At 74.6% G+C, this 25,940-nt stretch carries 23 protein-coding genes; 15 read left to right on the top strand and 8 right to left on the bottom strand.

Annotation, left to right across the window (positions count from 1 at the left end; all coding sequences use genetic code 11):
* The first annotated feature begins 56 nt into the window (after positions 1-56).
* The 7 genes from O2W18_RS09405 to O2W18_RS09375 all read left to right on the top strand — a co-directional run bounded on the left by O2W18_RS09405 (position 57) and on the right by O2W18_RS09375 (position 7,604).
* Positions 57-872 carry an ATP-binding cassette domain-containing protein gene (locus tag O2W18_RS09405; protein WP_269187271.1) on the top strand — a complete coding sequence of 272 codons (816 nt, stop codon included), beginning with the start codon at positions 57-59 and terminating at the stop codon, positions 870-872.
* Positions 869-1,669 carry an ABC transporter ATP-binding protein gene (locus O2W18_RS09400; protein ID WP_269187270.1) on the top strand — a complete coding sequence of 267 codons (801 nt, stop codon included), beginning with the start codon at positions 869-871 and terminating at the stop codon, positions 1,667-1,669. Before O2W18_RS09405 ends, O2W18_RS09400 begins: the two co-directional genes overlap by 4 nt.
* Positions 1,670-1,700: 31 nt before the next feature.
* The gene (locus tag O2W18_RS09395) at positions 1,701-3,209 is read left to right on the top strand and encodes an ABC transporter substrate-binding protein (RefSeq protein WP_269187269.1); all 1,509 of its coding nucleotides are present in this window, start codon (positions 1,701-1,703) and stop codon (positions 3,207-3,209) included.
* A 21-nt stretch (positions 3,210-3,230) separates the two neighbouring features.
* The gene (locus O2W18_RS09390) at positions 3,231-5,000 is read left to right on the top strand and encodes an ABC transporter permease subunit (protein ID WP_269187268.1); all 1,770 of its coding nucleotides are present in this window, start codon (positions 3,231-3,233) and stop codon (positions 4,998-5,000) included.
* Positions 5,001-5,065: 65 nt separating this feature from the next.
* Entirely contained in the window at positions 5,066-6,037 is a 972-nt protein-coding gene (locus O2W18_RS09385; RefSeq protein WP_269187267.1) for a metal ABC transporter substrate-binding protein, read from the top strand.
* Positions 6,028-6,738: a metal ABC transporter ATP-binding protein gene (locus tag O2W18_RS09380; RefSeq protein ID WP_269187266.1), complete on the top strand. Its 711-nt coding sequence runs from the start codon at positions 6,028-6,030 to the stop codon at positions 6,736-6,738. The genes O2W18_RS09385 and O2W18_RS09380 overlap by 10 nt, the downstream gene beginning before the upstream one ends.
* Positions 6,732-7,604: a metal ABC transporter permease gene (locus O2W18_RS09375; protein ID WP_269187265.1), complete on the top strand. Its 873-nt coding sequence runs from the start codon at positions 6,732-6,734 to the stop codon at positions 7,602-7,604. Before O2W18_RS09380 ends, O2W18_RS09375 begins: the two co-directional genes overlap by 7 nt.
* Positions 7,605-7,635: 31 nt before the next feature.
* Here O2W18_RS09375 and O2W18_RS09370 read toward each other — a convergent pair whose 3' ends face one another.
* A complete protein-coding gene (locus tag O2W18_RS09370; RefSeq protein ID WP_269187264.1) occupies positions 7,636-9,060 on the bottom strand; it encodes an NADP-dependent succinic semialdehyde dehydrogenase in 1,425 nt (474 codons plus the stop codon).
* 198 nt (positions 9,061-9,258) lie between these two features.
* Here O2W18_RS09370 and O2W18_RS09365 point away from each other — a divergent pair, with 198 nt between their 5' ends.
* Positions 9,259-11,055 carry an alkaline phosphatase D family protein gene (locus O2W18_RS09365; RefSeq protein WP_269187263.1) on the top strand — a complete coding sequence of 599 codons (1,797 nt, stop codon included), beginning with the start codon at positions 9,259-9,261 and terminating at the stop codon, positions 11,053-11,055.
* Between the two features lie 119 nt (positions 11,056-11,174).
* A complete protein-coding gene (locus O2W18_RS09360) occupies positions 11,175-12,692 on the top strand; it encodes an acetyl-CoA hydrolase/transferase family protein (protein WP_269187262.1) in 1,518 nt (505 codons plus the stop codon).
* 18 nt (positions 12,693-12,710) lie between these two features.
* Here O2W18_RS09360 and O2W18_RS09355 read toward each other — a convergent pair whose 3' ends face one another.
* The 4 genes from O2W18_RS09355 to O2W18_RS09340 form a co-directional block, all read right to left on the bottom strand.
* Positions 12,711-13,061, bottom strand: a complete 351-nt coding sequence (locus tag O2W18_RS09355) for a hypothetical protein (RefSeq protein WP_269173268.1) — start codon at positions 13,059-13,061, stop codon at positions 12,711-12,713.
* 23 nt (positions 13,062-13,084) lie between these two features.
* A complete protein-coding gene (locus O2W18_RS09350) occupies positions 13,085-13,747 on the bottom strand; it encodes a hypothetical protein (protein WP_269187261.1) in 663 nt (220 codons plus the stop codon).
* Between the two features lie 114 nt (positions 13,748-13,861).
* A complete protein-coding gene (locus O2W18_RS09345) occupies positions 13,862-14,242 on the bottom strand; it encodes a TFIIB-type zinc ribbon-containing protein (RefSeq protein WP_269187260.1) in 381 nt (126 codons plus the stop codon).
* A 43-nt stretch (positions 14,243-14,285) separates the two neighbouring features.
* Entirely contained in the window at positions 14,286-14,510 is a 225-nt protein-coding gene (locus tag O2W18_RS09340) for a hypothetical protein (RefSeq protein ID WP_269187259.1), read from the bottom strand.
* Positions 14,511-14,614: 104 nt separating this feature from the next.
* On the opposite strand from O2W18_RS09340, the gene O2W18_RS09335 reads away from it, so the two are divergent.
* Positions 14,615-15,703, top strand: coding sequence for a DUF3616 domain-containing protein (locus tag O2W18_RS09335; protein WP_269187258.1), 1,089 nt, complete (start codon positions 14,615-14,617; stop codon positions 15,701-15,703).
* A 1-nt stretch (position 15,704) separates the two neighbouring features.
* Here O2W18_RS09335 and O2W18_RS09330 read toward each other — a convergent pair whose 3' ends face one another.
* Positions 15,705-16,556, bottom strand: coding sequence for a hypothetical protein (locus O2W18_RS09330; RefSeq protein ID WP_269187257.1), 852 nt, complete (start codon positions 16,554-16,556; stop codon positions 15,705-15,707).
* 176 nt (positions 16,557-16,732) lie between these two features.
* Between O2W18_RS09330 and O2W18_RS09325 the strand changes: the two genes are divergently transcribed.
* Positions 16,733-18,412 (top strand): amidase, encoded by a 1,680-nt coding sequence (locus tag O2W18_RS09325; RefSeq protein WP_269187256.1) that lies wholly within the window; start codon positions 16,733-16,735, stop codon positions 18,410-18,412.
* Positions 18,413-18,437: 25 nt separating this feature from the next.
* Here O2W18_RS09325 and O2W18_RS09320 read toward each other — a convergent pair whose 3' ends face one another.
* Complete coding sequence (locus tag O2W18_RS09320) at positions 18,438-19,268, bottom strand: HDOD domain-containing protein (protein WP_269187255.1); 831 nt, start codon at positions 19,266-19,268, stop codon at positions 18,438-18,440.
* Positions 19,265-21,358: a putative bifunctional diguanylate cyclase/phosphodiesterase gene (locus tag O2W18_RS09315; RefSeq protein WP_269187254.1), complete on the bottom strand. Its 2,094-nt coding sequence runs from the start codon at positions 21,356-21,358 to the stop codon at positions 19,265-19,267. Before O2W18_RS09315 ends, O2W18_RS09320 begins: the two co-directional genes overlap by 4 nt.
* 265 nt (positions 21,359-21,623) lie before the next feature.
* Here O2W18_RS09315 and O2W18_RS09310 point away from each other — a divergent pair, with 265 nt between their 5' ends.
* From O2W18_RS09310 to O2W18_RS09295, 4 genes are all read left to right on the top strand, one after another.
* The gene (locus tag O2W18_RS09310; RefSeq protein ID WP_269187253.1) at positions 21,624-22,799 is read left to right on the top strand and encodes an acyl-CoA dehydrogenase family protein; all 1,176 of its coding nucleotides are present in this window, start codon (positions 21,624-21,626) and stop codon (positions 22,797-22,799) included.
* A 7-nt stretch (positions 22,800-22,806) separates the two neighbouring features.
* On the top strand, positions 22,807-23,943 hold the full coding sequence (locus tag O2W18_RS09305) for an acyl-CoA dehydrogenase family protein (protein ID WP_269187252.1): 1,137 nt from the start codon (positions 22,807-22,809) through the stop codon (positions 23,941-23,943).
* Between the two features lie 149 nt (positions 23,944-24,092).
* Positions 24,093-25,238, top strand: a complete 1,146-nt coding sequence (locus O2W18_RS09300; RefSeq protein ID WP_269187251.1) for an LLM class flavin-dependent oxidoreductase — start codon at positions 24,093-24,095, stop codon at positions 25,236-25,238.
* Positions 25,235-25,855: an FMN reductase gene (locus O2W18_RS09295; protein ID WP_269187250.1), complete on the top strand. Its 621-nt coding sequence runs from the start codon at positions 25,235-25,237 to the stop codon at positions 25,853-25,855. The genes O2W18_RS09300 and O2W18_RS09295 overlap by 4 nt, the downstream gene beginning before the upstream one ends.
* Positions 25,856-25,940 lie beyond the last annotated feature (85 nt).

The raw sequence follows: 25,940 nt of genomic DNA, 5'->3' as shown, positions 1-25,940 counted from the left end.
AGCAACACGGCCGACCCCGGGACACGACACCATCGCCGCCCGCTACATTACCGACAATGGTTATCAGTCCGGCGGAGTCGCGGCGCGCTCCCGCGCTCGTCCTCGACGGCCTCACGGTGGCCCTCGGCGGCCGGGCCGTCGTCCGCGCCGTCACGCTCGGGGTCGCGGCCGCCGAGCGGGTGGCGCTGATCGGCGCCTCGGGCTCGGGGAAGTCGCTCACCGCCGCCGCGGTGCTGGGCACCCTGCCCGCCGGCGCCGAGGTCCGCGGCAGCGTACGGGCGGGCGGGGTCGACGTCACCGGACTGGCACCCGCCCGCCGGCCATCCGCCGCCCGGGTCGCCGCGGTGGGCCAGGACCCGGCGGCCGCCCTGAACCCGCTGGTGGCCGTGGGAGCGCAGCTGGCCCTGCCGCTGCGCAACCACCGTGGCCTCCGCGGCGCCGAGCTCGCCCGGCAGCGCGCCGAGCTGCTGTCGGCGGTCGGACTGGACGACGCCGAGCGGGTGTTGCGCAGCTCCCCCGGCGAGCTGTCCGGCGGCCAGCGGCAGCGGGTCTGCATCGCCATGGCGCTCGCCTCCCGCGCCGGGCTGCTGGTCGCCGACGAGCCGACCACCGCCCTGGACCTGGTCACCCAGGCCCAGGTCGTCGCCGTGCTGAGGGACGCCACCCGCGACACGGCCCTGCTCTTCATCACCCACGACCTCGCGGTCGCGGCCTCGCTGTGCGACCGCGCGATCGTCCTGCACGAGGGCGCCGTCGTGGAGGACGCCCCGATCACCCGGCTGCTGACCGCGCCGGAGCACGAGCAGAGCGCCGCCCTGGTGGCCGCCGCGCGGGCCGGCGCGCTCCCCACCCGGGTCGGTGCCGGCTCGTGAGCCGCCCGGTCCAGGGGTCGGTGCTCACCGCGGCGGGCATCGAGCGCGACTACCCGCTGCACCGGCGGCGCCCCTGGGGTCCGCGCGATGTCGTCGCCGCCCTGCGGGGGGTCGACCTCGAGGTCGCGCCCGGGGAGCGGGTCGGGCTGGTCGGCACCTCCGGGTCGGGCAAGTCGACCCTGCTGCGCTGCCTGCTCGGGCTGGAGCGCCCCGATCGCGGCACGGTGACCGTGGCCGGCCGCGCCGTCCGCCCGGGGTCGACGGCGTCGCTGCGCTGGTACCGCCGACTGGTCCAGTACGTGCCGCAGGACCCCGCGGGCTCGCTGGACCCGCGCGCGACCGTCCGCGAGCTGGTGTCGGTGCCGCTGCGGCACCTGCACGTGACCGGCGACCACGCCGCCGCCGTGACGACGGCGCTGACCCGGGTGGGCCTGGACCCCGACCTGGCCGGACGGCGGCCCGGGGAGCTCTCCGGCGGCCAGGCGCAGCGGGTCGCGCTGGCGCGGGCACTCGCCCCGGAGCCGGCGCTGCTGCTGGCCGACGAACCGGTCAGCGGCCTGGACCTGCCGGTGCGCGACCAGGTGGTCGAGGTGCTGGCCGACCTCTCCGCCCGCCAGGGCCTGGGGCTGCTCCTGGTCTCCCACGACCTGGCCGTCGTCGCCCGGCTCTGCGACCGCACCGTCGTGCTCGCCGACGGGCTCGTCGTCGAGGAGGGGCCGACCGCCGACCTGCTCGCCCGCCCCGCGCACCCCCGCACCCGGGACCTGCTCGCCGCCGTCCCCACCCTGCCCGCCTGACCCCCTGCACCACCGATCAGAGAACGGAACGATGTCCTCCTCCCGCACCCCCCGCCTGCTCGTGCTCGGCGCCACCGTCGCCCTGCTCACCACCGGCTGCTTCAGCAACTCCCCCGACGACGGCGGCAGCGACCCGGCCGCCGAGGGCCGGATCTCGCTGGCCATGCTGCAACCGCCGCGCTCGGGCCTGAACCCGCTGACCGACGACGCGTTCAAGCTGTCCCGCTGGAGCACCGCCGAGACCCTGGTGGTGCTGGACGCCGACGGCGACGCCCAGCCGGCGCTGGCCACCGAGTGGACCCAGACCGACGACCTCACCTGGCGCTTCACCGTCCGCGAGGGCGTCGAGTTCCACGACGGCACGGCGCTCACCGCCGAGCAGGCGGCCGCCGCGCTGACCGCCGCGAACGAGGCCTCCCCCCGGCCGCGGATCCTGGACGGCGTCGAGCTGACCGCCACGGCCGACGGCTCCGACGTCGTGGTCACCACCGGTGAGCCCGACCCGCTGGTCCCGCAGCGGCTGTCCAGCCCGCAGCTCGCGGTGCTGGCCGCGGCCGCGTACGGGGCGGGCGGGCGGGTCGACCCGGTCGGCCACGGCACCGGCCCGTTCGAGCTGGTCGCCGTGGACGGCACCTCCGGCGCCACCCTCGACCGCTTCGACGGCTACTGGGGCGACCCCGCGGCCGCCGCCGGCATCGACGTCGCCTTCGTGCCCGACGGCACCGCCCGGGCCGCCGCCCTGCGCACCGGCACGGCGGACGTCGTCGAGGCCGTGCCCGTCTCCCAGGCCGGGCTGGTCGACGAGGAGCTGGTGCACGAGGTGCCGATGCCGCGCACCAACACCCTGTACCTGAACACCGCATCCGGGCCGTTCGCCGACCCGGCGGTGCGGGCCGCCGCCCGCGCCGCGGTCGAGCGGGCCACCATCGTGGAGACCGTCTACGAGGGCCGCGCCGACATCGCCGAGGGCCTGCTCGGCCCGGCGATCCCCTGGGCCGCCGACCTGCGCGAGGACCAGGCGGAGACCTCGGCACCCGCCGTGCCGGCCGGCACGACGATCACCCTGGGCACCTTCACCGACCGGGCCGAGCTGCCCGAGGTCGCCGTGCTGCTCGAGCAGCAACTGGAGGCGGTGGGCTTCACCGTGGAGCAGGACGTGCGGGAGTACGCCTTCATCGAGGCCGACGCCCTGGCCGGGGCCTTCGACGCGTTCATCCTGTCCCGCGCCACGGTGCTGGACTCCGGTGACCCGGTCGCCTACTTGTACAGCGACTTCGCCTGCGAGGGCTCGTTCAACATCGCCCAGTTGTGCGACCCGGCGGTGGACGCCGCCCTGGAGACGGCCGCGGCCGCCACCCCCGGCCCGGAGCGCCAGCAGGCGGTCATCGCGGCCGAGCAGGCCATCCTGGACACCGGCGCCGCGGTGCCGATGCTGCACGAGCGGGTCATCCAGGGCGAGGCCGCCGGCGTCTCCGGTGCCGTGCGCGACCCGCGGGAGCGGGCGCTGATCACCGCCGACACCACCGTCGACGAGGACTGAGCGGTGCCACGGCGGGGATGGGTGACCGCTGCCTCCCGGGCGGTCACCGTCCTCGGCGTGGTGTCGCTGATCGGGGTGCTGCCCTGGCTGTCCGGGCGCAGCCCGGAGCTGTCGATCCTCCGGGCACGCTCGGCCGAGCAGGAGGCCACCCCCGAGGCCCTCGCGGCGATCCGGGCCGAGCTCGGCCTGGACGCCGGCCCGCTCGGGCTGCTCGGGCACTGGCTGTCCGGGCTGGTCCGCGGCGACCTGGGCACGTCCTGGATCTCCGGCGGGCCGGTCGGTCCGGGGCTGGTCCACGCCCTCGGTGTCTCGGTCACGCTGATGGGCGCTGCCCTGCTGGTCGCCCTGGTCACGGCGGCACTGCTCTGCTGGGCGCCGCTGCACCGGGTCGCCCGGGGTGAGCGGGGCCGCACCGGCGGCGCGATCGGGGCCGCGCTCACCGCGCTGCCGGAGTTCCTGCTGGCCTCGGTGCTGCTGCTGGTCGGCGCGGTGTGGCTGGGCTGGTTCCAGCCCTACGGCTGGACCGGCCCGTCCTCGGTGGTGCTGCCGGCGCTGGCGATGGGCCTGCCCGCGGGTGGGCTGATCGGCCGGCTGCTCGGTGACGGGCTCACCGTCACCGGCACCGAGCGCTGGGTGTCCACCTGGCAGGTGGCCGGTGCGTCGCCCGGGCAGCTGGGCCGGGCCCTGCTGCGCCGCACCCTGCCCGCGCTGACCACCCAGGTGACCCTGGTCCTCGTCGGCCTCACCGGCGGGGCGGTGGCCGTCGAGCAGGTGTTCGCCATCCCCGGACTGGGGCGGGCGGTGCTCGGCGCCGCAGAGGCCCAGGACCTGCCGGCCCTGCAGGCGGGGATGCTCCTGCTCCTCGGGATCTCGGCGGTGTTCGGCGGGCTGGCCGCGCTGACCCGGGCACTGCTGCTGGGCCGGGCGCTGCGCAGCGGGAGCGTGCCGGTGCCGGCCCGGGCCACCCCGTCCCGGCGGCGCGATCGGCTGCTCCCGGCTTGCGCGGCCGGGCTCCTGGTGGTCGTGGTGGCCGCCGGGCTCGGCCGCGACCCGCTCACCTCCGCCCACCCCCGACTGGCCGCGCCCAGCGCCGCGCTGCCCTTCGGTGCCGACGCCAGCGGGCGCGACCTGCTGGCCCGGGTGGCGCACGGCGCGGTGCAGACCGTCGGCACGGCGGCGGTCGTCGTGCTGGTCACCCTCGTGGTCGGCGTCCTGATCGGACTGCTGCCGCGCGCCTCGGTCGGGCCGGTGGAGGTCGCCAACGCCGCGCCCCCGGTGATCGTCGGCGTCCTGGTCGCGGCGGCGCTGGGCACCTCGCAGGCCGGCGCGGCGCTGGCCGTCGCCCTGGTGGCGTGGGCGCCGATCGCCGCCTACGTGGCGGCATCGTCGGAGGAGGTCCGGCGCCAGCGGCACGTCACCGTGCTGCCGGTGCTGGGGGTGGGGCCGACGGCGGTCACCTGGCAGTACGTCGTGCCGACCGTGCTGCCCGCCGCGGCCCGCAACGCCGCGCTCCGGCTGCCGGGCATCGCGCTGGCCCTCGCCGCGCTGGGCTTCCTGGGGCTGGGCGCCACGCCGCCGGCGCCGGAGTGGGGGCTGCTGCTGGCCGAGGGGATGCCGTACGTCGAGCGGGCGCCCTGGGTGGTCCTCGCCCCGACCGGGGCGCTGGTCACCGCGTCCGTGCTCGCCGTCTCGCTGTCCGGGCTGAGCCGCCGGCCGCGCCGGCCGGCGGCGGTCGCACCCCCTGCCGGGACGACGGCTGCTGCGCCGGAGCAGCCCGCCGCGGTCGGGTGACCATTAGCCGCGGCGGTCCCCGTCCCATATTTGACAACGATTCTCATTACGTCGACGATCGGACCATGCAGCCACCGTCCCGACGACGTCCCACCCGCTCGCTCTCCGCACTCTCCCTCGCCTGCGTGGGGACGGTCGCACTGGCCGGCTGCTCCGGCACGGCCGACGCCGACGCCGCGGGTGCCGGCGACGACCGGCTGACGATCGTGGCGGCGTTCTACCCCCTCGCCTGGCTGAGCGGGCAGGTGGCCGGCGACCTGGCCGAAGTCACCTCGCTCACGCCGGACGGGGCCGAGCCGCACGAGTACGAGCTCACCCCCCGCGACGTCGCCGCCACGACCGAGGCCGACGTGGTGGTGTTCCTGCCGACGCTGCAGCCCGCCGTGGACGCCGCCGTCGAGCAGCAGGCCGAGGACCGGGCCTTCGACGCCGGCGAGCCGGCCGACCTGTCGCTCACCTACGAGGCCCACGAGCACGACCACGAGCACTCCGACGACGAGCACGCCGACGAGCCGGTGACCGACCCGCACTTCTGGCACGACCCGATGCGGATGGCCGCCGTCGGCGACGCGCTGGCCGAGCACCTGGCCACGGTGGACGAAGCCGACGCCGAGCAGTACGCCGCCAACGCCGCGGACCTGCGGACCGAGCTCGAGGAGCTGGACGGGGAGTTCCGCGCCGGCCTGGCCGACTGCGCCAGCCGGGAGCTGGTGACCAGCCACTCCGCCTTCGGCTACCTCGCCGACGCCTACGACCTGGAGCAGTTCGGCATCAGCGGGCTGGCGCCGGACCAGGAGCCGTCCACCGACGCGCTGACCGAGGCGACCGGGTTCGTCCGCGAGCACGACGTGCGCACCATCTACTTCGAGACGCTGGTCAGCCCCGCCGTCGCGGAGACCGTGGCGCGGGAGACCGGCGCGGAGACCCGGCAGCTGGACCCGATCGAGGGGCTGACCGACCAGTCGGCGGGCGGGGACTACCTGGAGCTCATGCGGGCCAACCTGGCCAGCCTGCAGGCGGGGCAGCAGTGCTCCTGAGCACCCGGCCCCGGCAGGCGCCCACCGCGGCCTCGGCTGCCTGCGACAGCGCGCTGACGGTGCGCGGCGGCGGTTTCGGTCACGGCCGGGACGCCGTCCTGACCGGTGTCGACCTGTCCGTGCGCCCCGGGGAGGTGGTCGCGGTCCGCGGGCCCAACGGGGCCGGCAAGTCGACGCTGGTCCGGGGCGTGCTGGGGCTCTGCGAGGTGCAGGCCGGCGAGGTGCGGTTCTTCGACGTGCCGCGGGCGCGGTTCCACGACTGGCACCGGGTCGGCTACGTGCCCCAGCGGCACACCGTGGCCGGCGGCGTCCCGGTGACCGTGCGCGAGCTGGTCTCTTCCGGCCGGCTGAACCGGCTGCGGGCCTGGCAGCGGTTCGGCGAGGCCGACCGGTGCGCCGTCGACTGCGCGTTGGACAGCGCCGGGCTGGCCGGCTTCGACCGCCGGCTGCTCGCCGAGCTGTCCGGCGGTCAGCAGCGGCGCGCGCTGCTGGCCCGCGCGCTGGCCGGCGACCCGGAGCTGCTGCTCCTCGACGAGCCGACGGCCGGCGTCGACGCGGCCAGCCAGCGGGTGCTCGCCGGCACGCTGGCCGGCCTGGCCGAGACCGGCGCGGCCGTGGTGGTGGTCGTGCACGAGCTGGGCCCGCTGGCCCAGGTGGTGACCAGGACGGTGACGCTGCCGGCCGCGGGCGCCCCGTGCTGAGCTACGAGTTCATGCGGCTGGCCCTCGCGGCCGCCGTCCTCGTCGGCCTCACCGCGCCCACCGTGGGCGTCTACCTGGTGCAGCGACGACTGTCGCTGATCGGCGACGGGCTGGGGCACGTCGCGCTGCTCGGGGTCGCGGTCGGCCTGGCCACCCGGTCGGCGCCGGTGCTCACCGCGCTGCTGGCCACCGTCGCCGGTGCGGTCGTCGTCGAGGTGCTGCGAGCCCGGCGATCGACCGGCACCGACGTCGCGCTGGCGATCATGTTCTACGGCGGCCTGGCCGGTGGGGTCGTGGTGGTCACCCGGGCGCCGGCCGGGACCCCGATCACCCTGGACGGCTACCTGTTCGGCGCGCTGACCACCACGACCCGCAGTGACCTGGTCGTCTTCGCCGGGATGGCCGCCGTCGTCCTCGGCGTCACCGTGGGGCTCGGCCGGTCGCTGTTCACCGTCGCGCTCGACGAGGAGCACGCGCTCGCCAGCGGACTGCCCGTGCTGCGGCTGAACCTGCTGCTGGCGGTGGTCACCGCGGTCACGGTGACGCTGTCGATGCGGGTGCTCGGCCTGCTGCTGATCAGCGGGTTGATTGTGCTGCCCGCCGGCTGCGCGCAGCTGGTGGCCCGCAGCTTCCGGAGCAGCCTGGTGATCGCCGCGGTGATCGGGGTGACCGTGTCGGTCAGCGGCACAGCGGTCTCCTTCTACGCCGACACCCCCTCGGGCGGGACCATCGTGCTGATGGCGGTCGCCGCCTACGCCGCCCTCACCATCGCCCGCCTGCTGCGCCGGAGCCGCCCAGTCACCGAGCCGGGCACCGTCCCCGTCCCCCCGGCGGTCCGGCCGGGCGAGGTCTCCCTCCCCCGCTGACCGGCGGACGACGGAAAGCAGCAGCCTCGGCTCACTCGTTCGCCGAGCCGGCGGTGTCGCCGGTGCCCTGCTCGCTGCTCGGCGCACCGATCCAGACGGTCTTGCCGTTCATGAACGCGCGCATCCCCAGCTCGGTGAGCTCGCGGCCGTAGCCGCTCTGCTTCACCCCGCCGAACGGCAGCTCCGGGTAGCTCGTCGTCATGCCGTTGACGAACGCCATGCCCGACTCGATGTCCCGGATGAACTGCGCCCGCTCGCCCTCGTCCTCGCTCCACAGGTTGGACCCGAGCCCGTAGGGGTGGCTGTTGGCGATCTCGATCGCCTCGTCCAGGCTGTCGACGGTGAACAGCGCGGCCACCGGCCCGAAGACCTCCTCGGCGTACAGGTCCATCTCCGGGGTGATCCCGGTCAGCAGCGTCGGCTCGTAGAACCAGCCCGGCCGGTCCAGGCGGGTGCCCCCGACGGCGACGGTGGCGCCCTTGGCGCGGGCGTCCTCCACGTAGTCGTGCACGTCCTGCAGGCCGGACTCGGTGGCCAGCGGCCCGACCTCGGTGTCGGGGTCCATCGGGTCACCGACGGTCAGCGCGGCGATCTTCTCCGCGAAGACCCGGGTGAACTCCTCGGCCACGTCGCGGTGCACGAAGAACCGCTTGGCCGAGATGCAGCTCTGCCCGTTGTTCTGGTTGCGGCTGGTGACCGCCACCCCCGCCGCGGCCGCCAGGTCCGCCGAGGGCATCACGATGAACGGGTCGGACCCACCCAGCTCCAGCACCGTGGGCTTGAGCGCGTCACCGGCGATCGAGGCGACCGACTGTCCGGCCGGCGCGCTGCCGGTGAGCGTCGCGGCGACCACCCGGTCGTCGCGCAGCACCCGCTCGATCGTGCCCGAGCCGATCAGCAGGGTCTGGAAGACGTCGTCCGGGAAGCCGGCCTTGCGGAACAGCTCCTCCAGGTACAGCGCGGTCTGCGGCACGTTGCTGGCGTGCTTGAGCAGGCCGACGTTGCCGGCCATCAGCGCCGGGGCGGCGAACCGCATCGCCTGCCAGAGCGGGAAGTTCCACGGCATCACCGCCAGCACCACGCCCAGCGGCTGCCAGGAGACGTAGGCCTGCTGCGCGCCGACGGCCTCGGCGTCCTTCGGTTCCGGCTCCAGCAGCGCCGGGCCGTGCTCGGCGTACCAGCGCAACGCCTTCGCGCACTTGCCGACCTCGGCCTTCGCCGAGGACAGCGTCTTGCCCATCTCGGTGGTCATCAGCTCGGCGACGCCGTCGGTGTCGGCGTCCAGCACGTCGGCCGCCGCCCGCAACCAGCGCACCCGGTCCTCGACCGAGGTGCGCCGGTAGCTTCGGTACGCGGCGGCTGCGCGACCGATCTTCTCCTCGAGCGCGTCGTCGGACAGCGGCTCGTAGGTCTTCAGCGTCTCCCCGGTGGTGGGGTTGATCGTGGCGATCGCCATGGGGGTCTCCCGTCGTCGTGCTGGTCGCGGGTCGGTGCCGGACGGCGGCGCCCGCGGAAGGCGCTCCGGCGGTCCGGCAGAGCTCGCCTGCCTCGTGCACGTGCCCGCCCCCTCCGGAGGGGAAACGGCCGAGCGGGGGACGCCGGCCGTTCACGCAGGCACCGCCAACTCGTCGCCCAGTGCAACCACAGTGCCCGCATGTCCCTCGAAGCACCCCTGTCCCGCCGCACCGTCCTGAAGGGCGGCGCGGTCACCGCCGCCGCCCTGACCTTCGGTGGGCTCACGAGCGAGGCCGCCCGCGCGGCCGTGGCCGAGACCGCCCGCTCCGGCGTCTTCGGCTTCGGCGTCGCCAGCGGCGACCCCACGGCCACCGAGCTGCTCATCTGGACCCGGGTGACGCCCACCCCCGAGTCCCTCCCCGGCAGCCGCCGCGGGCCCGCCGTCCCGGTCCGCTGGGAGGTCGCCGCCGACGAGGCGTTCACCCGCATCGTGCGCAGCGGGAACGTCGTCGCCGACGTCAGCCGCGACCACACCGTCAAGGTCGTGGTGAACCGGCTGACCCCCTACACCCGCTACTGGTACCGGTTCACCTGCGCCGGCCAGACCTCCCCGGTCGGCCGCACCCAGACCGCCCCGGACGAGCCCGGCCAGACCCACGCGTTGCGCATGGCGTTCGCCTCCTGCAGCAACTGGACCGGCGGGTACTTCACCGCCTACCGCGGCATCGCCGCCCGGGACGACCTGGACTTCGTGCTGCACCTGGGCGACTACCTCTACGAGTACGGCAACGCCCCGCGGGTGGCGGGCGTGGCCGGCTCCGGCGATCGGTACGGGCCCAACGCGCTGATCGGCATCCGGGACCACGAGCCGGTCCACGAGATGGTGTCGCTGGAGGACTACCGGATCCGGCACGCGCTCTACAAGACCGACCCGGACCTGCAGCGGGCGCACCAGCAGCACCCGTGGATCGTCATCTTCGACGACCACGAGATCACCAACGACGCCTACGACTTCGGCGCGGAGAACCACGAGCGGGACGACGACCCGGCCACCCCCTACACCGAGCCGGGCAAGCCCGACGGGATCAAGCCCGAGGGCGACTTCCTGTTCCGCCGGGCCAAGGCGTTCCAGGCCTACCTCGAGTGGATGCCGATCCGCGAGCCCGCGATGTGGCAGCCGCACGCCAGCAAGGGCCGGCAGTTCTTCCGTCGCTTCAGCTTCGGCGACCTGGCCGAGCTGTCGGTCATCGACACCCGGCAGAACCGCAGCGAGCAGGTCCCGGGCACGGTCGACGGCCAGCTCAACCCCGCCCTGACCGACCCGCGGCGGCACCTGCCCGAGCCGCCGCAGCTGGACTGGCTGACGAAGGGCATCCGCACCGGGCGCACCGACTGGCACCTGGTCGGCAACCAGACGGTCTTCGCGCGGGTGTTCTCCGTGCCCCGCCCCGGCACGGTGCCCGGCTCGGTGTTCAACACCGACCAGTGGGACGGCTACCAGGCCGACCAGCGGGCGGTGCTGGAGGCGATGGCCGCCGCCCAGCACGCCGACCCGGTGGTGCTGACCGGCGACATCCACTCCTCCTGGGCCAACGACCTCCCGACCGACGTGGGCGGCTACCCCGGCGACGGCAACTCCGTAGGTGTCGAGTTCGTCTGCCCGTCGGTGACCAGCAACGGGTTCAAGGAGGCCGTCGGCTCCGCGGCCGCCGCCACCGCGACCACGGCTGCGTTCCAGGCCGCCAACCCGTGGGTGCGCTACCTGGAGGGCATCGGCCACGGCTTCGTCGTCCTGGACGTGACGCGGGAGCGGGTGCAGGCGGACTTCTGGTTCATCCGCAGCAACGGCGACAAGGGCCTGGCCGTCGACCCGCGGCTGGACCCGCAGGCGACGGTCGGCTACGAGACCTCGTTCGCCACGGTGAAGGGCTCGCGCAAGGTCAGCGGCCCGACGGCCGAGCTGGGGGCGCGCTCCGACACCCCCCGGACGGCCTGAGCACCGGCCGGCGGACCCGATCGCGCGGGTCCGCCGGCCTCCCCGGGCGGGACCATGGTCCCGCCCGTAGCGTCGTCCGGGTGGGCCGGACAGGCCCGCCACGACGAGGTCGGAGGACGATGGACACCGGGCGGATCCGCAACGCAGCACTGGCCCGCAAGGTGGTGCCGGCCGACGAGGCGGCCGCGCTGATCCGGCCCGGGGACACGCTCGGGATGAGCGGGTTCACCGGCGCCGGGCACCCGAAGGCGGTCCCGGGGCTGCTGGCCCAGCGGATCACCGCCGCGCACGCCGCCGGAGAGCCGTTCCAGGTCGACCTGTGGACCGGGGCCTCCACCGCACCGGAGCTGGACGGCGCGCTCGCCGCCGCGGACGGCATCGGGTTGCGGCTGCCCTACCAGTCCGACCCGGTCGCCCGGCAGAAGATCAACGCCGGCGAGATCGACTACGTCGACGTCCACCTGTCCCACGTCGCCCAGCTGGCCTGGGAGGGGTTCCTCGGCCCGCTGGACGTCGCCGTCGTGGAGGTCAGCGGGATCACCGAGGACGGGCAGCTGATCCCCTCCTCCTCGGTCGGGAACAACAAGACCTGGCTGGACCTCGCCGAGCGGGTCGTGCTGGAGGTCAACAGCTGGCAGCCGGCCGGGCTGGACGGCATGCACGACGTCTACTACGGGACGGCGCTGCCCCCGAACCGCCGGCCGGTGCAGCTGACCCGGCCCGGCGACCGGATCGGGGTGCCGCACCTGCGGGTCGACCCGGACAAGGTCGTCGCCGTCGTCGAGACCCACTCCCCGGACCGGAACACCCCCTTCAGCGAGCCGGACGACACCGCCCGGGCCATCGCCGGGCACCTGATCGAGTACCTCGAGCACCAGGTCACGGTGGGCCGGCTGCCGGCCGAGCTGCTGCCGCTGCAGTCCGGCGTCGGCAACGTGGCCAACGCCGTCCTGTCCGGGCTGCAGGAGTCCCGCTTCGAGCAGCTGACCGCCTACACCGAGGTGATCCAGGACGGCATGCTGGACCTGCTGCGTTCGGGCACGCTCGCCTCCACGTCGGCGACGGCGTTCTCGCTGAGCCCCACCGCGATCGCGGAATTCAACGCGCACGTGGCCGAGTTCCGGGACCGGATCGTGCTGCGGCCGCAGGAGATCAGCAACCACCCGGAGATCGTCCGCCGGCTGGGGGTGCTGGCGATGAACGGGATGATCGAGGCCGACCTGTACGGCAACGTGAACTCCACGCACCTGATGGGGAGCCGCATCCAGAACGGGATCGGCGGCTCGGGCGACTTCGCCCGCAACGCCTACGTCTCCTTCTTCCTCACCCCGTCGACGGCCAAGGGCGGCGCGATCTCCTCGATCGTGCCGATGGTGTCCCACGTCGACCACACCGAGCACGACGTCTCGGTCGTCGTCACCGAGCACGGGCTGGCCGACCTGCGCGGCCTGCCGCCGCGCAAGCGCGCGCAGCTGGTGATCGACAAGTGCGCGCACCCGGACTACCGGCCGCTGCTGGCCGACTACTACGAGCGGGCCGAACGCAGCGCGTACGGCCGGCACACCCCGCACCTGCTGGCCGAGGCGCTCAGCTGGCACACCCGCTACCTGGAGACCGGCAGCATGCTGCCCGGCTGACGCCTCGACCGCGCAGGGTCAGGAACGCTTGGCGTCCAGGCGCTGCAGCAGGTCGTCGGCCGCCTTCTCGATCTCCGGGTGGTCGTTCTGGCTGGCCCGCTGCTTGGCGTGGATCAGCGCGGCCCGGTTGACCTTGGCGAAGTCGCCGTAGGGGAACCGGTAGCGGCCCTTGGTGCCCTCGCCCTTGTCCGGGTCGACCGCCAGGTGCCACTGCGCGTAGCCCTCCTGGCCCTCGTCGTCCCGCTCCTCGTTCTCCTCGTCGGTCGACGGCGCGGCGTCGGACCACTCGGTCTGGTCGTCGTACTCCCCGGCGTCGATCAGCTCCCGGGCGTGGGCGACCCCGGCCTCGTTCACGTCGTAGTCAGGCATGCCGCTCCCCTACCCTGCGCGGGTCAGCCGGGGAACACGTCCTGCTGGGACCACAGCAGCTCGCCGCCGTCGTCCTCGGTGTCGTCGTCCGGGTCGGCCCCGGGGGCGAGCTCCCGACCGATGACCAGCACCGACCGGCCCGTCGCCCGCAGCCCCGGCGTCTCCCCCACGGCGTCCCAGCCGTCGGCGTCGGCCAGCTGGGACAGCGCCCGGCCCAGGTCCGCCACATCGGCGACCGCCGCGGCGGCGTCGCCGTCAGGCTGCGAACGCAGGTACGCCCGGCGGCCGGCGGCCAGCACCGCGGCCTCGTCGGTGACCCGCAGGTCGTGCCGCTGCAGGACCGAGACGTCGGTCGTCCCGGAGGCGGTGGCCGCGCCGTCCGCCGCGTCGCCGACCGCTGCGTCCCCGACCTGCGGCTCGTCGTCCTGCTCGTCGTCCTCGGCGTAGCCGTGCAGGACGCCGAACGGGAAGTCGTTGCCAGTGAGGTCGAACTGCGCGTCGGCGTAGGCCAGCACCGCAGGGAGCAGCCGGTCGCTGGCAGCGAAGACCTCGGGCATGCCGGCCTCCCCGGTCACCGCCGTCACCGCCTCGGCGTGCGCGGTCACCGCCGCAGCCAGCTCGGCCGCGGCGGCACGCAGCCGGTCGGCCCCGGCAGGGGTGAACGGGGTGAGGTCGTCGTCAGCCACCCCGCGACCGTACGGCCCGCCCGCGCGCCGAGACCGGGCTGGTGGCTGCCTCGCGCCCGGCGAGACCGCCACCAGCCCGATCTCGACGCCGATCAGTGGGCGCGGCGCCCCGTGTCAGCCGAAGAGCTCGCTGATCAGCGACTTCTTCTTGCGCGGCTTGCCGTAGGAACCGTGCGCCGAACCGGAGCTGCTGGCGCGGACCTGGCCCAGCACCTCGCTGACCACGGCGCCGAGCGAGGCCGGCTGGGAGCTCGACGGGGACGACTGCGGGTGCCGCGCCGGCGCGTGCGAGAACGGCTGCTGGGCCGAGGGCCGGGCCGCGGGCGGGGCGGCCGCGGCCGGGCCGTCGTGCCAGGCGTTCTCCGCGTCGACCAGGCGCTCCAGCTCGCCGCGGTCGAGGAAGATGCCCCGGCAGTCGGTGCACTGGTCGACGTGGACGCCGTTGCGCTCGTACGTGCGCATCGTCCCCTGACACTTCGGGCAGACCAGGTCCATGGCCCGCCAACGGGGGCCGCGGTCCCGGAGTTCCCCGACCGGCTCAGCGCCGCCTGTCCCGCTCGGCGGCGCGTGGCCGGGCCGCCTCGTCGCAGCGCTCCCGGGACCGCGTCTCGGCCAGGTAGTGCTGCACCGTCCCGAACGTCGGCCGGGAGCCCCGGGCCGCGACGTCGTGGCGGGCCTCCCACTCGGCGATCACCTTCTCGGCGGGGGTCATGGTGAGCGGGTCGGGGTGCGGCCGGCGAGGGCGGTCGGCGGAGGTGCTCATGGCACTGTCCTTCCAGAGGATGCGTGCCCCCCCATGGTCCCCCCGGACGACGGCCGGGAGAAGGCCCGCGTGCGCGCCGTCGCCGGCGTGCCAAGGTGGCGGGCGTGAGCATCGAGCGCACCGTCCGGCTGTCCTTCACCGCCGGGGCCCGGGAGTCGGGCACCCACACGAACCTCTCCGCCGTCCGCAGCGACGGCCCGGTGCTCTGGGTGGCCGGGGACGAGACCGCGACGATCGAGCGGCTCGTCGCCGACGACCCCCGGGAGCCGCGGCACTACGCCGACCAGACCAGCTGCCGGCTCGCCGACCTCGTCGAGCTCCCGGGCGAGGACGCCGACGAGGAGGCCGACATCGAGGGGATCGCCCGGGCCGGGGACTTCCTCTGGGCCGTCGGGTCGCACAGCCTGCGGCGCAAGCGGATCAAGCCGCGGCACGACGGGGAGAAGGCGCTGCGCCGGCTGGCCCGGGTGACCGGGCAGGCCAACCGGCAGGTGCTCGTGCGGATCCCGGTCGCCGACGTCGACGGCCTGCCCACGCCGGTGCGGGAGACCACCGTGGCCGGCCGGACGCAGCGGGCCGCCGTGTTCGGGGCGCACGGCCCGGACCTGCGCGACCTGCTCGCCGACGACGAGCACCTGGCCCCGTTCCTGGCGATCCCGGGCAAGGACAACGGCCTGGACGTCGAGGGCATCGCGGTGGCCGGGGAGCGGGTGTACCTGGGCCTGCGCGGCCCGGTGCTGCGCGGCTGGGCGATGGTGCTCGAGCTCCGCCCCACCGTCGACCCGGACGATCCCGGCCGGCTGCTGCTCGAGCCGTTCGACGACGGCCGCCGCTACCGCAAGCACGTGCTCGACCTCGCCGGGCTCGGGGTGCGGGACCTGTGCCCGCACGGCGCCGACCTGCTCGTGCTCGCCGGCCCGACGATGGACCTGGACGGGCCGGTGCACGTGTTCCGCTGGCACGGCGCCCTGACCGCGGACGCCCCGCAGGTGGTGCGGGACGACCTGCTCAGCTGCGAGGTCGACCTGCCGTTCGGCGTCGGGGTCGACCACGCGGAGGGCATCGGCCTGCTGGACGACGACCCGGCCGGCCCGCAGCTGCTGGTCGTCTACGACAGCCCGGCGCCCGGCCGGCTGCACGAGCACGGGGTCACCGCCGACGTCGTCCGGCTGCCCCCGCCCACCGCCGGCTGACTCAGGCCCCCTGCCCCAGGGCGGCGATCGTCGCCCGGACCTCGGCCGCGGTGCCCGGCTCCACCGGCAGGTGCGGCAGCAGCGCCGGCACCTCCTCGGGCAGCAGCCCCTCGGCCAGCAGCACGTCCAGCAACCGGTCGGCGGCGGGCACCGGCACGGGGACCGGCAGCCCGGCGGAGCTGATCGCCGCCTCGGCCAGGAACAGCGCGCCCGCCAGCTCGTCCGCCGCCGGCCCGACCTCCGGGACGGCGGCCGGCGCCGCCGCCCGGGTGACCGCCTCCGCGGCGCGGACCAGCGACAGCGGCAGCCCTTCCGCCTCCACCTCGACCAGCGGCACCGTGCCCAGCGCCGCCAGCACCAGGTGCTCGGCCTCGATCCGCAGCGGCGCCTCCCACTCCCCCACCCGGACGACCTCGACCAGGTCGCCGTCGTCCTCGCCGAGCTCGTCGAGGAGCTCGGCCCAGTCGGCGGGACGGGTCGTCCGGGCGCGCTCGGCTGCAGCGACGCAGGTGGCGAGCACGAACGGCTCGACGACCTCCCGGTCGAAGTGCTCGGCGTAGAGGGTGCCGTCGGCGGTGACCGCGTTCAGCGCGTCCTGGAAGCTCCCGGGGCGGGCGTCGCCCAGCTCGAGGCGGCCGTCCTCCTCGCCGCTGAGCGGCTGGCCGGTCACCGCCCGGGCGCCGAGGGTCAGCCCGGTGGCCGTCACGCGGCCGCGGACCCGCAGGTGGTGGTCGTGGTCGGACAGGCCCACCGACCAGGCGCAGGCCTCCGCGATCAGCGCGGCGACGCGCTCGCGGAGCACCTCCCGGCTGAGCAGGGCCATCAGGTCCGGACCGAAGTCGCTGTCGAACACCCCTCCACCATGCCCTCCCACGGCCGGTCAGGGTGACCCGGAGGGCCTGTGACGTCGCCCCTCCGCGTTGACCGAGCGCGCATCGGGCGGTCGGCCTAGCGTGCAGCTACCCCAGCCCCGGCTGCCTCGGAGGACCCATGCGCGTTCCCGCCCTTCCCCTGCGTCGGAGGGCCGCGGTGACCGCCGCGTTCGCCGCCGCCCTGCTGGTCCCGGCCAGCGCTGTCGCCGCGCCGGCGGACCCGGGTCAGGCGGGCCCCGGCGTCGCCGACGCGGCCGGCTCCGGCACCCTGCCGATCCGCGGCCTGGACCTCGACGCGTCGACCATCCCCGAGCTGCAGGCGCGGATGGACGCGGGCGAGCTGACCGCCGTCCAGCTCACCGGGGCCTACCTGGCGCGGATCGCTGCGGTCAACGACGACCTCGGCGCCGTGCTGAGCGTCAACCCCGACGCCCTGCGCGACGCCGCGGACAGCGACCGGACGCGGCAGCGGAACCAGGCGCGCGGGCCGCTCGAGGGCATCCCGGTGCTGCTGAAGGACAACGTGGACACCGAGCAGCTGCCGACCACCGCGGGCTCCCGGGCGATGCTGGACAGCCGCCCGGACGACGCCGAGATCACCCGACGGCTCCGGGACGCCGGCGCGATCGTCCTGGGCAAGGCCAACCTCTCCGAGTGGGCCAACCTGCGCGGCAGCGCCTCCTCCAGCGGCTGGAGCGGCGTCGGCGGCCAGACCGCCAACCCCTACGTGCTCGACCGCAACCCGTGCGGCTCGTCCTCGGGCTCCGCGGTCGGCGTCGCCGCCTCGCTGGCCCAGGTGGCGATCGGCACCGAGACCGACGGCTCGATCGTCTGCCCGGCCGGGGCCAACGGCGTGATCGGCGTCAAGCCGACGCTCGGCCTGGTCAGCCGCACCGGCATCGTCCCGATCTCCGCCGAGCAGGACACCGCGGGCCCGATGGCCCGGCACGCCGTCGACGCGGCGCTGGTGCTGGAGGTGCTCGCCGGCTCCGACGACGCCGACGCCGCCACCGCGGAGATCCCCGCCGACCTGCCCACCGACTTCGCCGACCTGGACCTCGACGCGCTCGAGGGCGCCCGGATCGGGGTCTGGACGCTGACCCCCGAACAGTCGGCGGCCGTCGACGACCGGACCGAGGAGGTGTTCGCCGCGGCGGTCAAGCAGCTGGAGGCCGCCGGTGCGACCACCGTGCCGGTGCAGCTGGCCTACCAGGAGGAGATCGGTGCAGGTGAGCTGCCGGCCCTGCTGGCGGAGTTCAAGCGGGACCTGAACGCCTACCTGGCCGCCACGCCCGGTGACCACCCGGCCGACCTGGCCGGCATCATCGAGTTCAACGAGCAGGACCCGGTGGAGCTGGCCTACTTCGGCCAGGAGCTGCTCGAGCAGGCCCAGGCGGCCACGGTGCCGGCCGAGGACCCGGCGATCCAGGAGACCCGGGACCGGATCCGGACGCTGGCCCGCGCCTCGATCGACGAGGTGCTCGCCCAGGGCGCCGGCCCGGAGGACGACCTGGCCGCGATCGTCGGGCTGACCAACACCCCGGCCTGGCAGACCCGGTACGAGTACCTGGACGGCGAGGCCGACGCGTTCGTCTACAGCACCTCCGGCCCGGCCGCGGTGGCCGGCTACCCGAACGTCACCGTCCCGGCGGGCTTCGCCGGCCCGCGGGACTCACTGCCGGTCGGCGTCTCGTTCTTCGGGACCCGCTGGGACGACGCCCGCGTGCTGGACATCGCCGCGGACTTCGAGGACCAGGCCGCAGCGCGCGAGGCGCCGGGCTACCTGCCCACGGTGGGTGCGGACCCGCAGCCGGACAACCCCGAGCCCGCCACCTGAGCAGCGGAGCTGCGCGCCGCGCCGTTCAGCCGAGCAGCGCGGCGCGCAGCTCCTCGGCGTCGGTGCGGACCTGGGCGAGCACCGGGACGACGTCGCGTTCCCGCAGCTGGCCGCAGCTGACCCGCTCGATCGGGGTCTCCTCGTGCGCGCCGTCGGTGAGCCGGCCGGTGACCTCGAGGGCGGAGCGGAGCAGGGCGCCCTGGAAGGAGGTGTCGTCGTCCACCTGCTGGAGCGGCAGGAGCATCCCCGCCGGGAAGCCCCACTGCTCCAGCGCCACCGAGGTCAGCCGCAGCGCCGAGATGCCGTACCGCTGCACCTCCGCCGTCCGCCGGGAGACCGCCGACCGGTGGGCCGTCCACAGCTCGGCGTAGCCCTCCGCGTCGTTGTGGTGCAGCAGCGCGACGCCCATCTGGGCCAGCAGCCCGAGGCAGAGCGCGTCCTGCGGGCGCTCGGCGAACCGGGGCGCGAGGGTGGACGCGGCCAGCGCCAGGGTGGTGCTGACCTCCCAGAAGTCCTCGGGCAGCCGCGACTCGTCGTCCAGGTCGGTCAGGGCGACCGTCGCCATCGTGCGCACCGTGCCGAAGCCGACGACGGTGACCGCGAACTGCAGCGAGGTCACCCGCCCGCGCATCCCGTAGAAGGCGGAGTTGGCCAGCTTCATCACCCGGCCGGCCAGCGCGACGTCGGCGCCGAGCAACCGGGACAGCTCCTTGGCGCTCGTCCGGTCGGAGTTGGTCTCGGCGACGACCTGGGCGGCGACCGGCCGCTGGGCGGCCATGCTGTCGATGCTGCCCAGCACCCGCTCCAGGTCGAAGACCGGGGCGACGGTCAGGGACGGTGCCGCGGACGGGGTCACATGAGCTCCAGGTCGGGGTGTCGAGCGGGTCGGGTGCCGGCGGTCTGTGCGTCGGCGAACCAGGTGGCGGCGTCGGCGCCGGACAGCGGCGTGGCGAGGCTGAAGCCCTGCAGGTAGGTGGCGCCCAACCGGGCGAGCTCGTCGGCCTGCTGCTGGGTCTCCACGCCCTCGGCCACGGTGTCCAGCCCCAGGCTGCGGGCCAGCGCGATGACCGCGATGGCGATCTCGGGGTGCCCGTCGGCCAGCTCGGCCACGAAGGACCGGTCGACCTTGAGGCAGTCGACGGGCAGGTGCCGCAGGTAGGCCAGCGAGGAGTAGCCGGTGCCGAAGTCGTCGATGGAGACCTGCACCCCGAGCTCGCGCAGCTGCAGGAGGACGGCGCGGGCCGCGGCGGGGTCGGTCATCAGGGCGGACTCGGTGATCTCGATGGAGAGCCGGGACGGCTTCAGGCCGTGGCGCAGCAGCGCCGACCGCACGTGACCGTGCAGGTTGGCGTCCAGCTGGAGGGCCGAGACGTTGACGTTGGCCCGCTGGGGTGCCGCCGACCCCAGCCGGCCGTCCCACTCGGCCAGCTGCCGGCACGTCTCGTCGAGCACCAGCAGGCCGAGCGCCGACACCAGCCCGCTCTCCTCGGCCAGCAGGACGAAGGTGCTGGGCGGTATCGCGCCGCGCTCGGGGTGCTGCCACCGGGCCAGCGACTCCACCGTCACCGCGGTCCGCTCGGTGGTGCTGAAGATCGGCTGGTACATCAGCGTGATCTCCCGGCGGTCGATCGCCTCACGCAGGTCGGCGACCAGCCGCAGCTTGTCCCGGGCCTGGGCCCGGGCCTCGGAGTCGAGCACGGTGATCCGGCCCTTGCCGGCTGCCTTCGCCTGGTACATGGCGATGTCGCAGTCGCGGATCAGCTCCTCCGCGGCGGTGTGCTCGGCGGTCTGCACCGTGACCCCGACGCTGGCCCGGGGGTGCAGCTCGACGCCGGCGAGGGTGAGCGGCCGGTGCAGCGCCTCCCCGATCCGCTCGGCGAGGGCCACCGCGTCGTCCTCGGACACCTGCTGGCAGACGACGACGAACTCGTCGCCACCGAACCGGGCCACCAGGTCACCCGGTCGCACCGTCGCACGCAGCCGGCCGGCCACCTCGACCAGCAGGGCGTCGCCCGCGGTGTGCCCGAGGGAGTCGTTGACCACCTTGAAGTTGTCCAGGTCCAGGAAGATGCACGCCAGGCCGCCCGCGCCGGGCCGGAAGTGCGCGGCCACGTGCTCGGCCAGCCGGGTGCGGTTGGGCAGCCCGGTCAGCGGGTCGTGGTTGGCCTGGTGCGCCAACCGCGCCTCGAAGGCCAGCCGGTCGGTGATGTCCTCGATGGTGCCGATGAACCCCGCGCCCACGCCCGGGGTGAAGACGTGCGCGAAGCGGATCACGGTGCTGCGCTCGCTGCCGTCCTGGCGGACCAGCCGCGCCTGCGCCGTCTGGTCGCCACCCTCGAGGACGGCGACGGCCTGGCCGATCACCGTCTCGAGGTCGTCGGGGTGCACGGCGTCCAGCCAGCCGGTGCCCAGCAGCTGCTCGGCCTGCATGCCGAGCAGCGCGCAGAACGCGTCGTTGACGTGCGCCAGCCGCATGCCCTGCTCGGACAGCAGCGTGGGCACCGGCGAGCGCTCGGTGAGGGTGGCGAAGCGGCGTTCGGAGGCGTCGGCGGTCGCCCGCAGGGCCCGCTCGGTCTCGTTGGCCGTGGAGGTCACCCGGACCGTCCAGCGCCGCCCGGCCGGTGGCGGCACCGGGATGGCGGAGACCACGCAGTCGAGCAGCGCACCGCTGGCGCACCGGACCGGCAGCGTCATGTGCACCGTCCGCTCCCGGCGGAGCAGCAGCTTGAGCTCCCCACCACCGAGCGAGGGCAGCAGCTGCTCGACGGCCACCGCGCGCAGGTCCTCGGGGCCGTAGCCGAGCAGGGTCGCGACCCGCTCGTTGCTCCAGCCCACCCGCAGCACCGCGCCCACCTGCTCCACCACGAGCACCGCCGCGGCGTCGCTGACGGTCACCCCGTGGAAGACGGCGGCGACGACCTCGGGGGACGCGTGGGGCTCGCTCACCGTTCGGGTCCTCGCCGACATGCCGCCCCTACTCCCGCCGTCCAGCCGCACGCCTCGGCGCAGCCTGTCCACAGCGTCGTCCTGCCGGACTCGGTGCTCCAGCCGATCGGGGGGACTTCCCCCCTTCGGGCGGGGTGGGTCCCCGGCGACCACGGCGGGTGACCCCGAGCGCCGCCGCCGACCCCGAGTTACTGCCGGGTAGCGGATGTGGGATGTTCGACACCCCACGTCGAGACGGCAGGGTTGCCGTCAGGAATGAGGATCCATGCGCTTGCACCTGTCGCCGGAGGACCGGGCCTTCCGGGACGAGATGCGCACCTTCTTCACCACCCAGGTGCCGCAGTCGACCCGGGATGCGGTCGCTGCCCACCGGGAGGTGACCAAGGAGCAGTACGTCGAAGCCCAGCGCGCGCTCAACGCCGCCGGCCTCGCCGTCCCGCACTGGCCGGTGGAGTGGGGCGGCCGGGACTGGACGCCGCTGCAGCGCCACATCTGGCGCGAGGAGATGCAGCTGGCCGGGGTCCCCGAGCCACTCGCCTTCAACACCAGCATGATCGGCCCGGTCATCGCGACCTTCGGCTCGCAGGAGCAGAAGGAGCGCTTCCTGCCCGCCACCGCCAACCTCGACATCTGGTGGTGCCAGGGCTTCTCCGAGCCCGACGCCGGCTCGGACCTGGCGTCGCTGCGCACCACCGCGGTGCGCGACGGCGACGACTGGGTGGTCAACGGCCAGAAGACCTGGACCACGCTCGGACAGCACGCCGACTGGATCTTCTGCCTGGTCCGCACCGACCCCACCGCCGAGAAGCGGCAGCGCGGCATCTCGCTGCTGCTGTTCCCGATGGACAGCTCCGGGGTGACCCTGCGGCCGATCGAGCTGCTCGACGGCGGCTTCGAGGTCAACGAGGTCTTCTTCGAGGACGTCCGGGTCCCGGCGGAGAACCTGGTCGGCGAGGAGAACCACGGCTGGGACTACGCCAAGTTCCTGCTCGGCAACGAGCGGGTCGGCATCGCCCGGATCGGTGCCACCAAGCGGATGCTGATCGAGGCCAAGGAGCACGCCCGCGGCATCACGGTGAACGGGGCCCCGCTGTCGGAGGACCCGTACATGACCGCGCGGATCGCCGAGCTGGAGAACGAGCTGCTGGCCCTGGAGCTCACCGCCCTGCGGGTGGTGGCCAACTCCGCCGGTGGTCGCCCGCACCCGGCGTCCTCGGTGCTCAAGCTGCGCGGCTCGGAGCTGCAGCAGGCCGCCACCGAGCTGCTGGTGGACATCGCCGGCCCGCTGTCGGTGGCGTCGTTCGCCGACGAGGACTCCGACGTGCCGGAGTGGGCGCAGGTGGCCACCCCCTCCTACCTGAACTACCGCAAGGTCTCCATCTACGGGGGCTCGAACGAAGTGCAGCGCACCATCATCGCCGGCTCGATCCTGGGGTTGTGAACTGACCATGGACTTCAGCTACGACGACGAGCAGAACGGTCTCCGGGAGGCTGTGAGCGCACTGCTGTCCCGCGCCTACGGGGACAGCGAGCAGCGCCGGCGCGTGGTCGGCACCGACCCGGGCTTCGACGAGAAGACCTGGGGCCAGCTGGCCGAGATGGGCCTGCTGGGGCTGCCGTTCGCGGAGGCCGACGGCGGCATGGGCGCGGGTCCGGTGGAGGTGTCCATCGTGGCCGAGGAGATCGGCCGGGTGCTCGCACCCGAGCCGTTCGTGGAGGCCGTCGTCCTCGCCGGTGGGCTGGTGGCCGACCTCGGCACCGACGCTCAGCGCGCCGAGGTGCTCGGCGCGCTGGCCGAGGGCACGCTGCTCCCGGCCTTCGCGCACACCGAGATCGGCTCCCGCTGGCAGGCGTCCGCCCAGTCGGTCACCGCGACCGAGGACGGCGGCTCCTGGCGGCTGACCGGGGTCAAGGAGCCGGTGCCGAACGGCGCCCGCGCCGACCTGCTGGTGGTCAGTGCGCTCGTGGGCGGCGCCACCCGGCTGTTCCTGGTGCCGGGCGACGCCGAGGGGCTCACCCGCACCGGGTACCGCAACCACGACGGCACCCGCTCGGCGAAGGTCACCTTCGCCGGCACCCCGGCCCAGCCGCTGGGCGAGGGCACCGGCGACCAGGCACCGGCCGTCGAGAAGGCGCAGGCCCGCGCCCGGGTCGCCTACGGGCACGAGGCGCTGGGGGCGATGGAGACGGCGCTGACCACGACGGCGGAGTACCTCAAGGCCCGCAAGCAGTTCGGGGTGCCGCTGAACAAGTTCCAGGCGCTGACCTTCCGGGCGGCGGACATGTACGTCTCCCTGGAGCTGGCCCGCAGCACCGTCATGTGGGCGACGCTGGTCGTCGACGCCGACGGTGACGTGGTCGCCGCCGCCGACCGGGCCCGGCTGCAGACCAGCCGGGCCTCGCGGCACATCGGCAAGGAGGCGATCCAGCTGCACGGCGGGATCGGCGTCACCGCCGAGTACAAGGTGGGCCACTACACCAGCCGGCTCACCGCGATCGACCACCTGCTCGGCGACGGCGACTGGGCCCTGGCCCGGCTGGCCGGCACGGTCGACGACCACGAGACGGTCGACGCGCTCGCCTGAGCGAGGACCTTCTCGGCAGCGCCCCTCGGCCCACCCGGCCGGGGGGCGCTGCCGCGTTCGGAGCGGGGAATGCAGCCGGGTGTCGTACGGTTCCACGAGCAAGTAGTTGCACTCTCAACCAGTGCGGCTCAGACGAGAGGGAGCACGAGATGCAGTTCGGGATCTTCACCGTCGGCGACGTCACCCCCGACCCGACCACCGGCCGGGCCCCCACCGAGGCCGAGCGGGTCAAGTCGCTGATCACGATCGCGCTCAAGGCCGAGGAGGTGGGGCTCGACGTCTTCGCGCAGGGCCAGCACCACAACCCGCCGTTCGTGGTCTCCTCCCCCACCACCACGCTGGGCTACATCGCGGCCAAGACCGAGAAGCTGGTCCTCTCGACGTCCACGACGCTGATCACCACCACCGACCCGGTGAAGATCGCCGAGGACTTCGCGACCCTGCAGCACATCGCCGACGGCCGCGTCGACCTGATGATGGGCCGGGGCAACACCGGCCCGGTGTACCCCTGGTTCGGCAAGGACATCCGGGACGGCATCCCGCTGGCCGTGGAGAACTACCAGCTGCTGCGCCGGCTCTGGCGTGAGGACGTCGTGAACTGGGAGGGCAAGTTCCGCACCCCACTGCAGGGCTTCACCTCCACGCCGCGCCCGCTGGACGGCGTCCCGCCGTTCGTCTGGCACGGGTCGATCCGCAGCCCGCAGATCGCCGAGCAGGCGGCGTACTACGGCGACGGGTTCTTCCACAACCACATCTTCTGGCCGCCGGAGCACACCGAGCGGATGGTCGAGTTCTACCGTCGCCGGTTCGAGCACTACGGCCACGGCAGCGCCGACCAGGCGATCGTCGGGCTGGGTGGCCAGGTCTTCATGCGGAAGAACTCGCAGGACGCCGTCCGGGAGTTCCGCCCGTACTTCGACCACGCCCCGGTCTACGGCGGCGGCCCGTCGCTGGAGGAGTTCACGTCGCAGACCCCGCTGACCGTCGGGTCCCCGGAGCAGGTGATCGAGCGGACCCTCGGCTTCCGCGACTACGTCGGCGACTACCAGCGGCAGCTGTTCCTCATCGACCACGCCGGGCTGCCGCTGAAGACGGTGCTCGAGCAGCTGGACATCCTCGGCGAGGAGGTCGTGCCCGTGCTGCGCCGCGAGTTCGCGGCGCTCAAGCCGGCCCACGTGCCGGACGCGCCGACCCACGCCAGCCTGGTGGCCGCCGCCGGCGGCGGGCACGACAGCACCGTGCAGGCTGCCGACGACGTGACCGGCCGGACCGTGGAGACGGCGGCGCAGGCATGACCACCCGGACGATCGCCGTCGTCAGCGCCGGGCTGAGCGACCCCAGCTCGACCCGGCTGCTGGCCGACCGGCTCACCGCCGCCACGGTCGAGGCGCTGCGCGCCCGCGGGGAGGACGCCACCGTCGAGGTGGTGGAGCTCCGCGGGCACGCCCGCGACCTGGCCGACAACCTGACCAGCGGCTTCGCCAACCGGCCCCTGCAGGCGGCGATCGACACGGTCGTCGGAGCGGACGGGCTGATCGCGGTCACGCCGGTGTTCTCCGCCTCCTACAGCGGCCTGTTCAAGACGTTCTTCGACGTGCTGGACAAGGAGTCGCTGACCGGCAAGCCCGTGCTGCTGGGCGCCACCGCCGGGACGCCGCGGCACTCGCTCGTCGTGGAGCACGCGATGCGCCCGCTGTTCGCCTACCTGCGGGCCATCGTGGTGCCCACCGGCGTCTTCGCCGCCGCGGAGGACTGGGCCGGCGGCGGCGTCGACCGGTCGCTGGCCGGCCGCATCGACCGGGCGGCCGGCGAGCTCGCCGGTCTGGTCAGCGGCCGTCCTGCGGCCACCCGCCCGGCCGACCCCTTCGCCGACCCGACCACCTCCTTCGAGGAGCTGCTGAAGGGCCACTGAGGCCCACCGCAGCTCGACATCGGGCTGGGAGCTGCCTCCGCTTCCCCGAGGCAGCCCCCAGCCCGTTCTCGTCGGGCTGCCGCCG

It is taken from the genome of Modestobacter sp. VKM Ac-2983 (genome assembly GCF_026967885.1).
Taxonomy (GTDB): domain Bacteria; phylum Actinomycetota; class Actinomycetes; order Mycobacteriales; family Geodermatophilaceae; genus Modestobacter.
The sequence above is the reverse complement of the archived record's forward strand: the minus strand, read 5'-3'. Positions and strand labels throughout refer to the sequence as shown.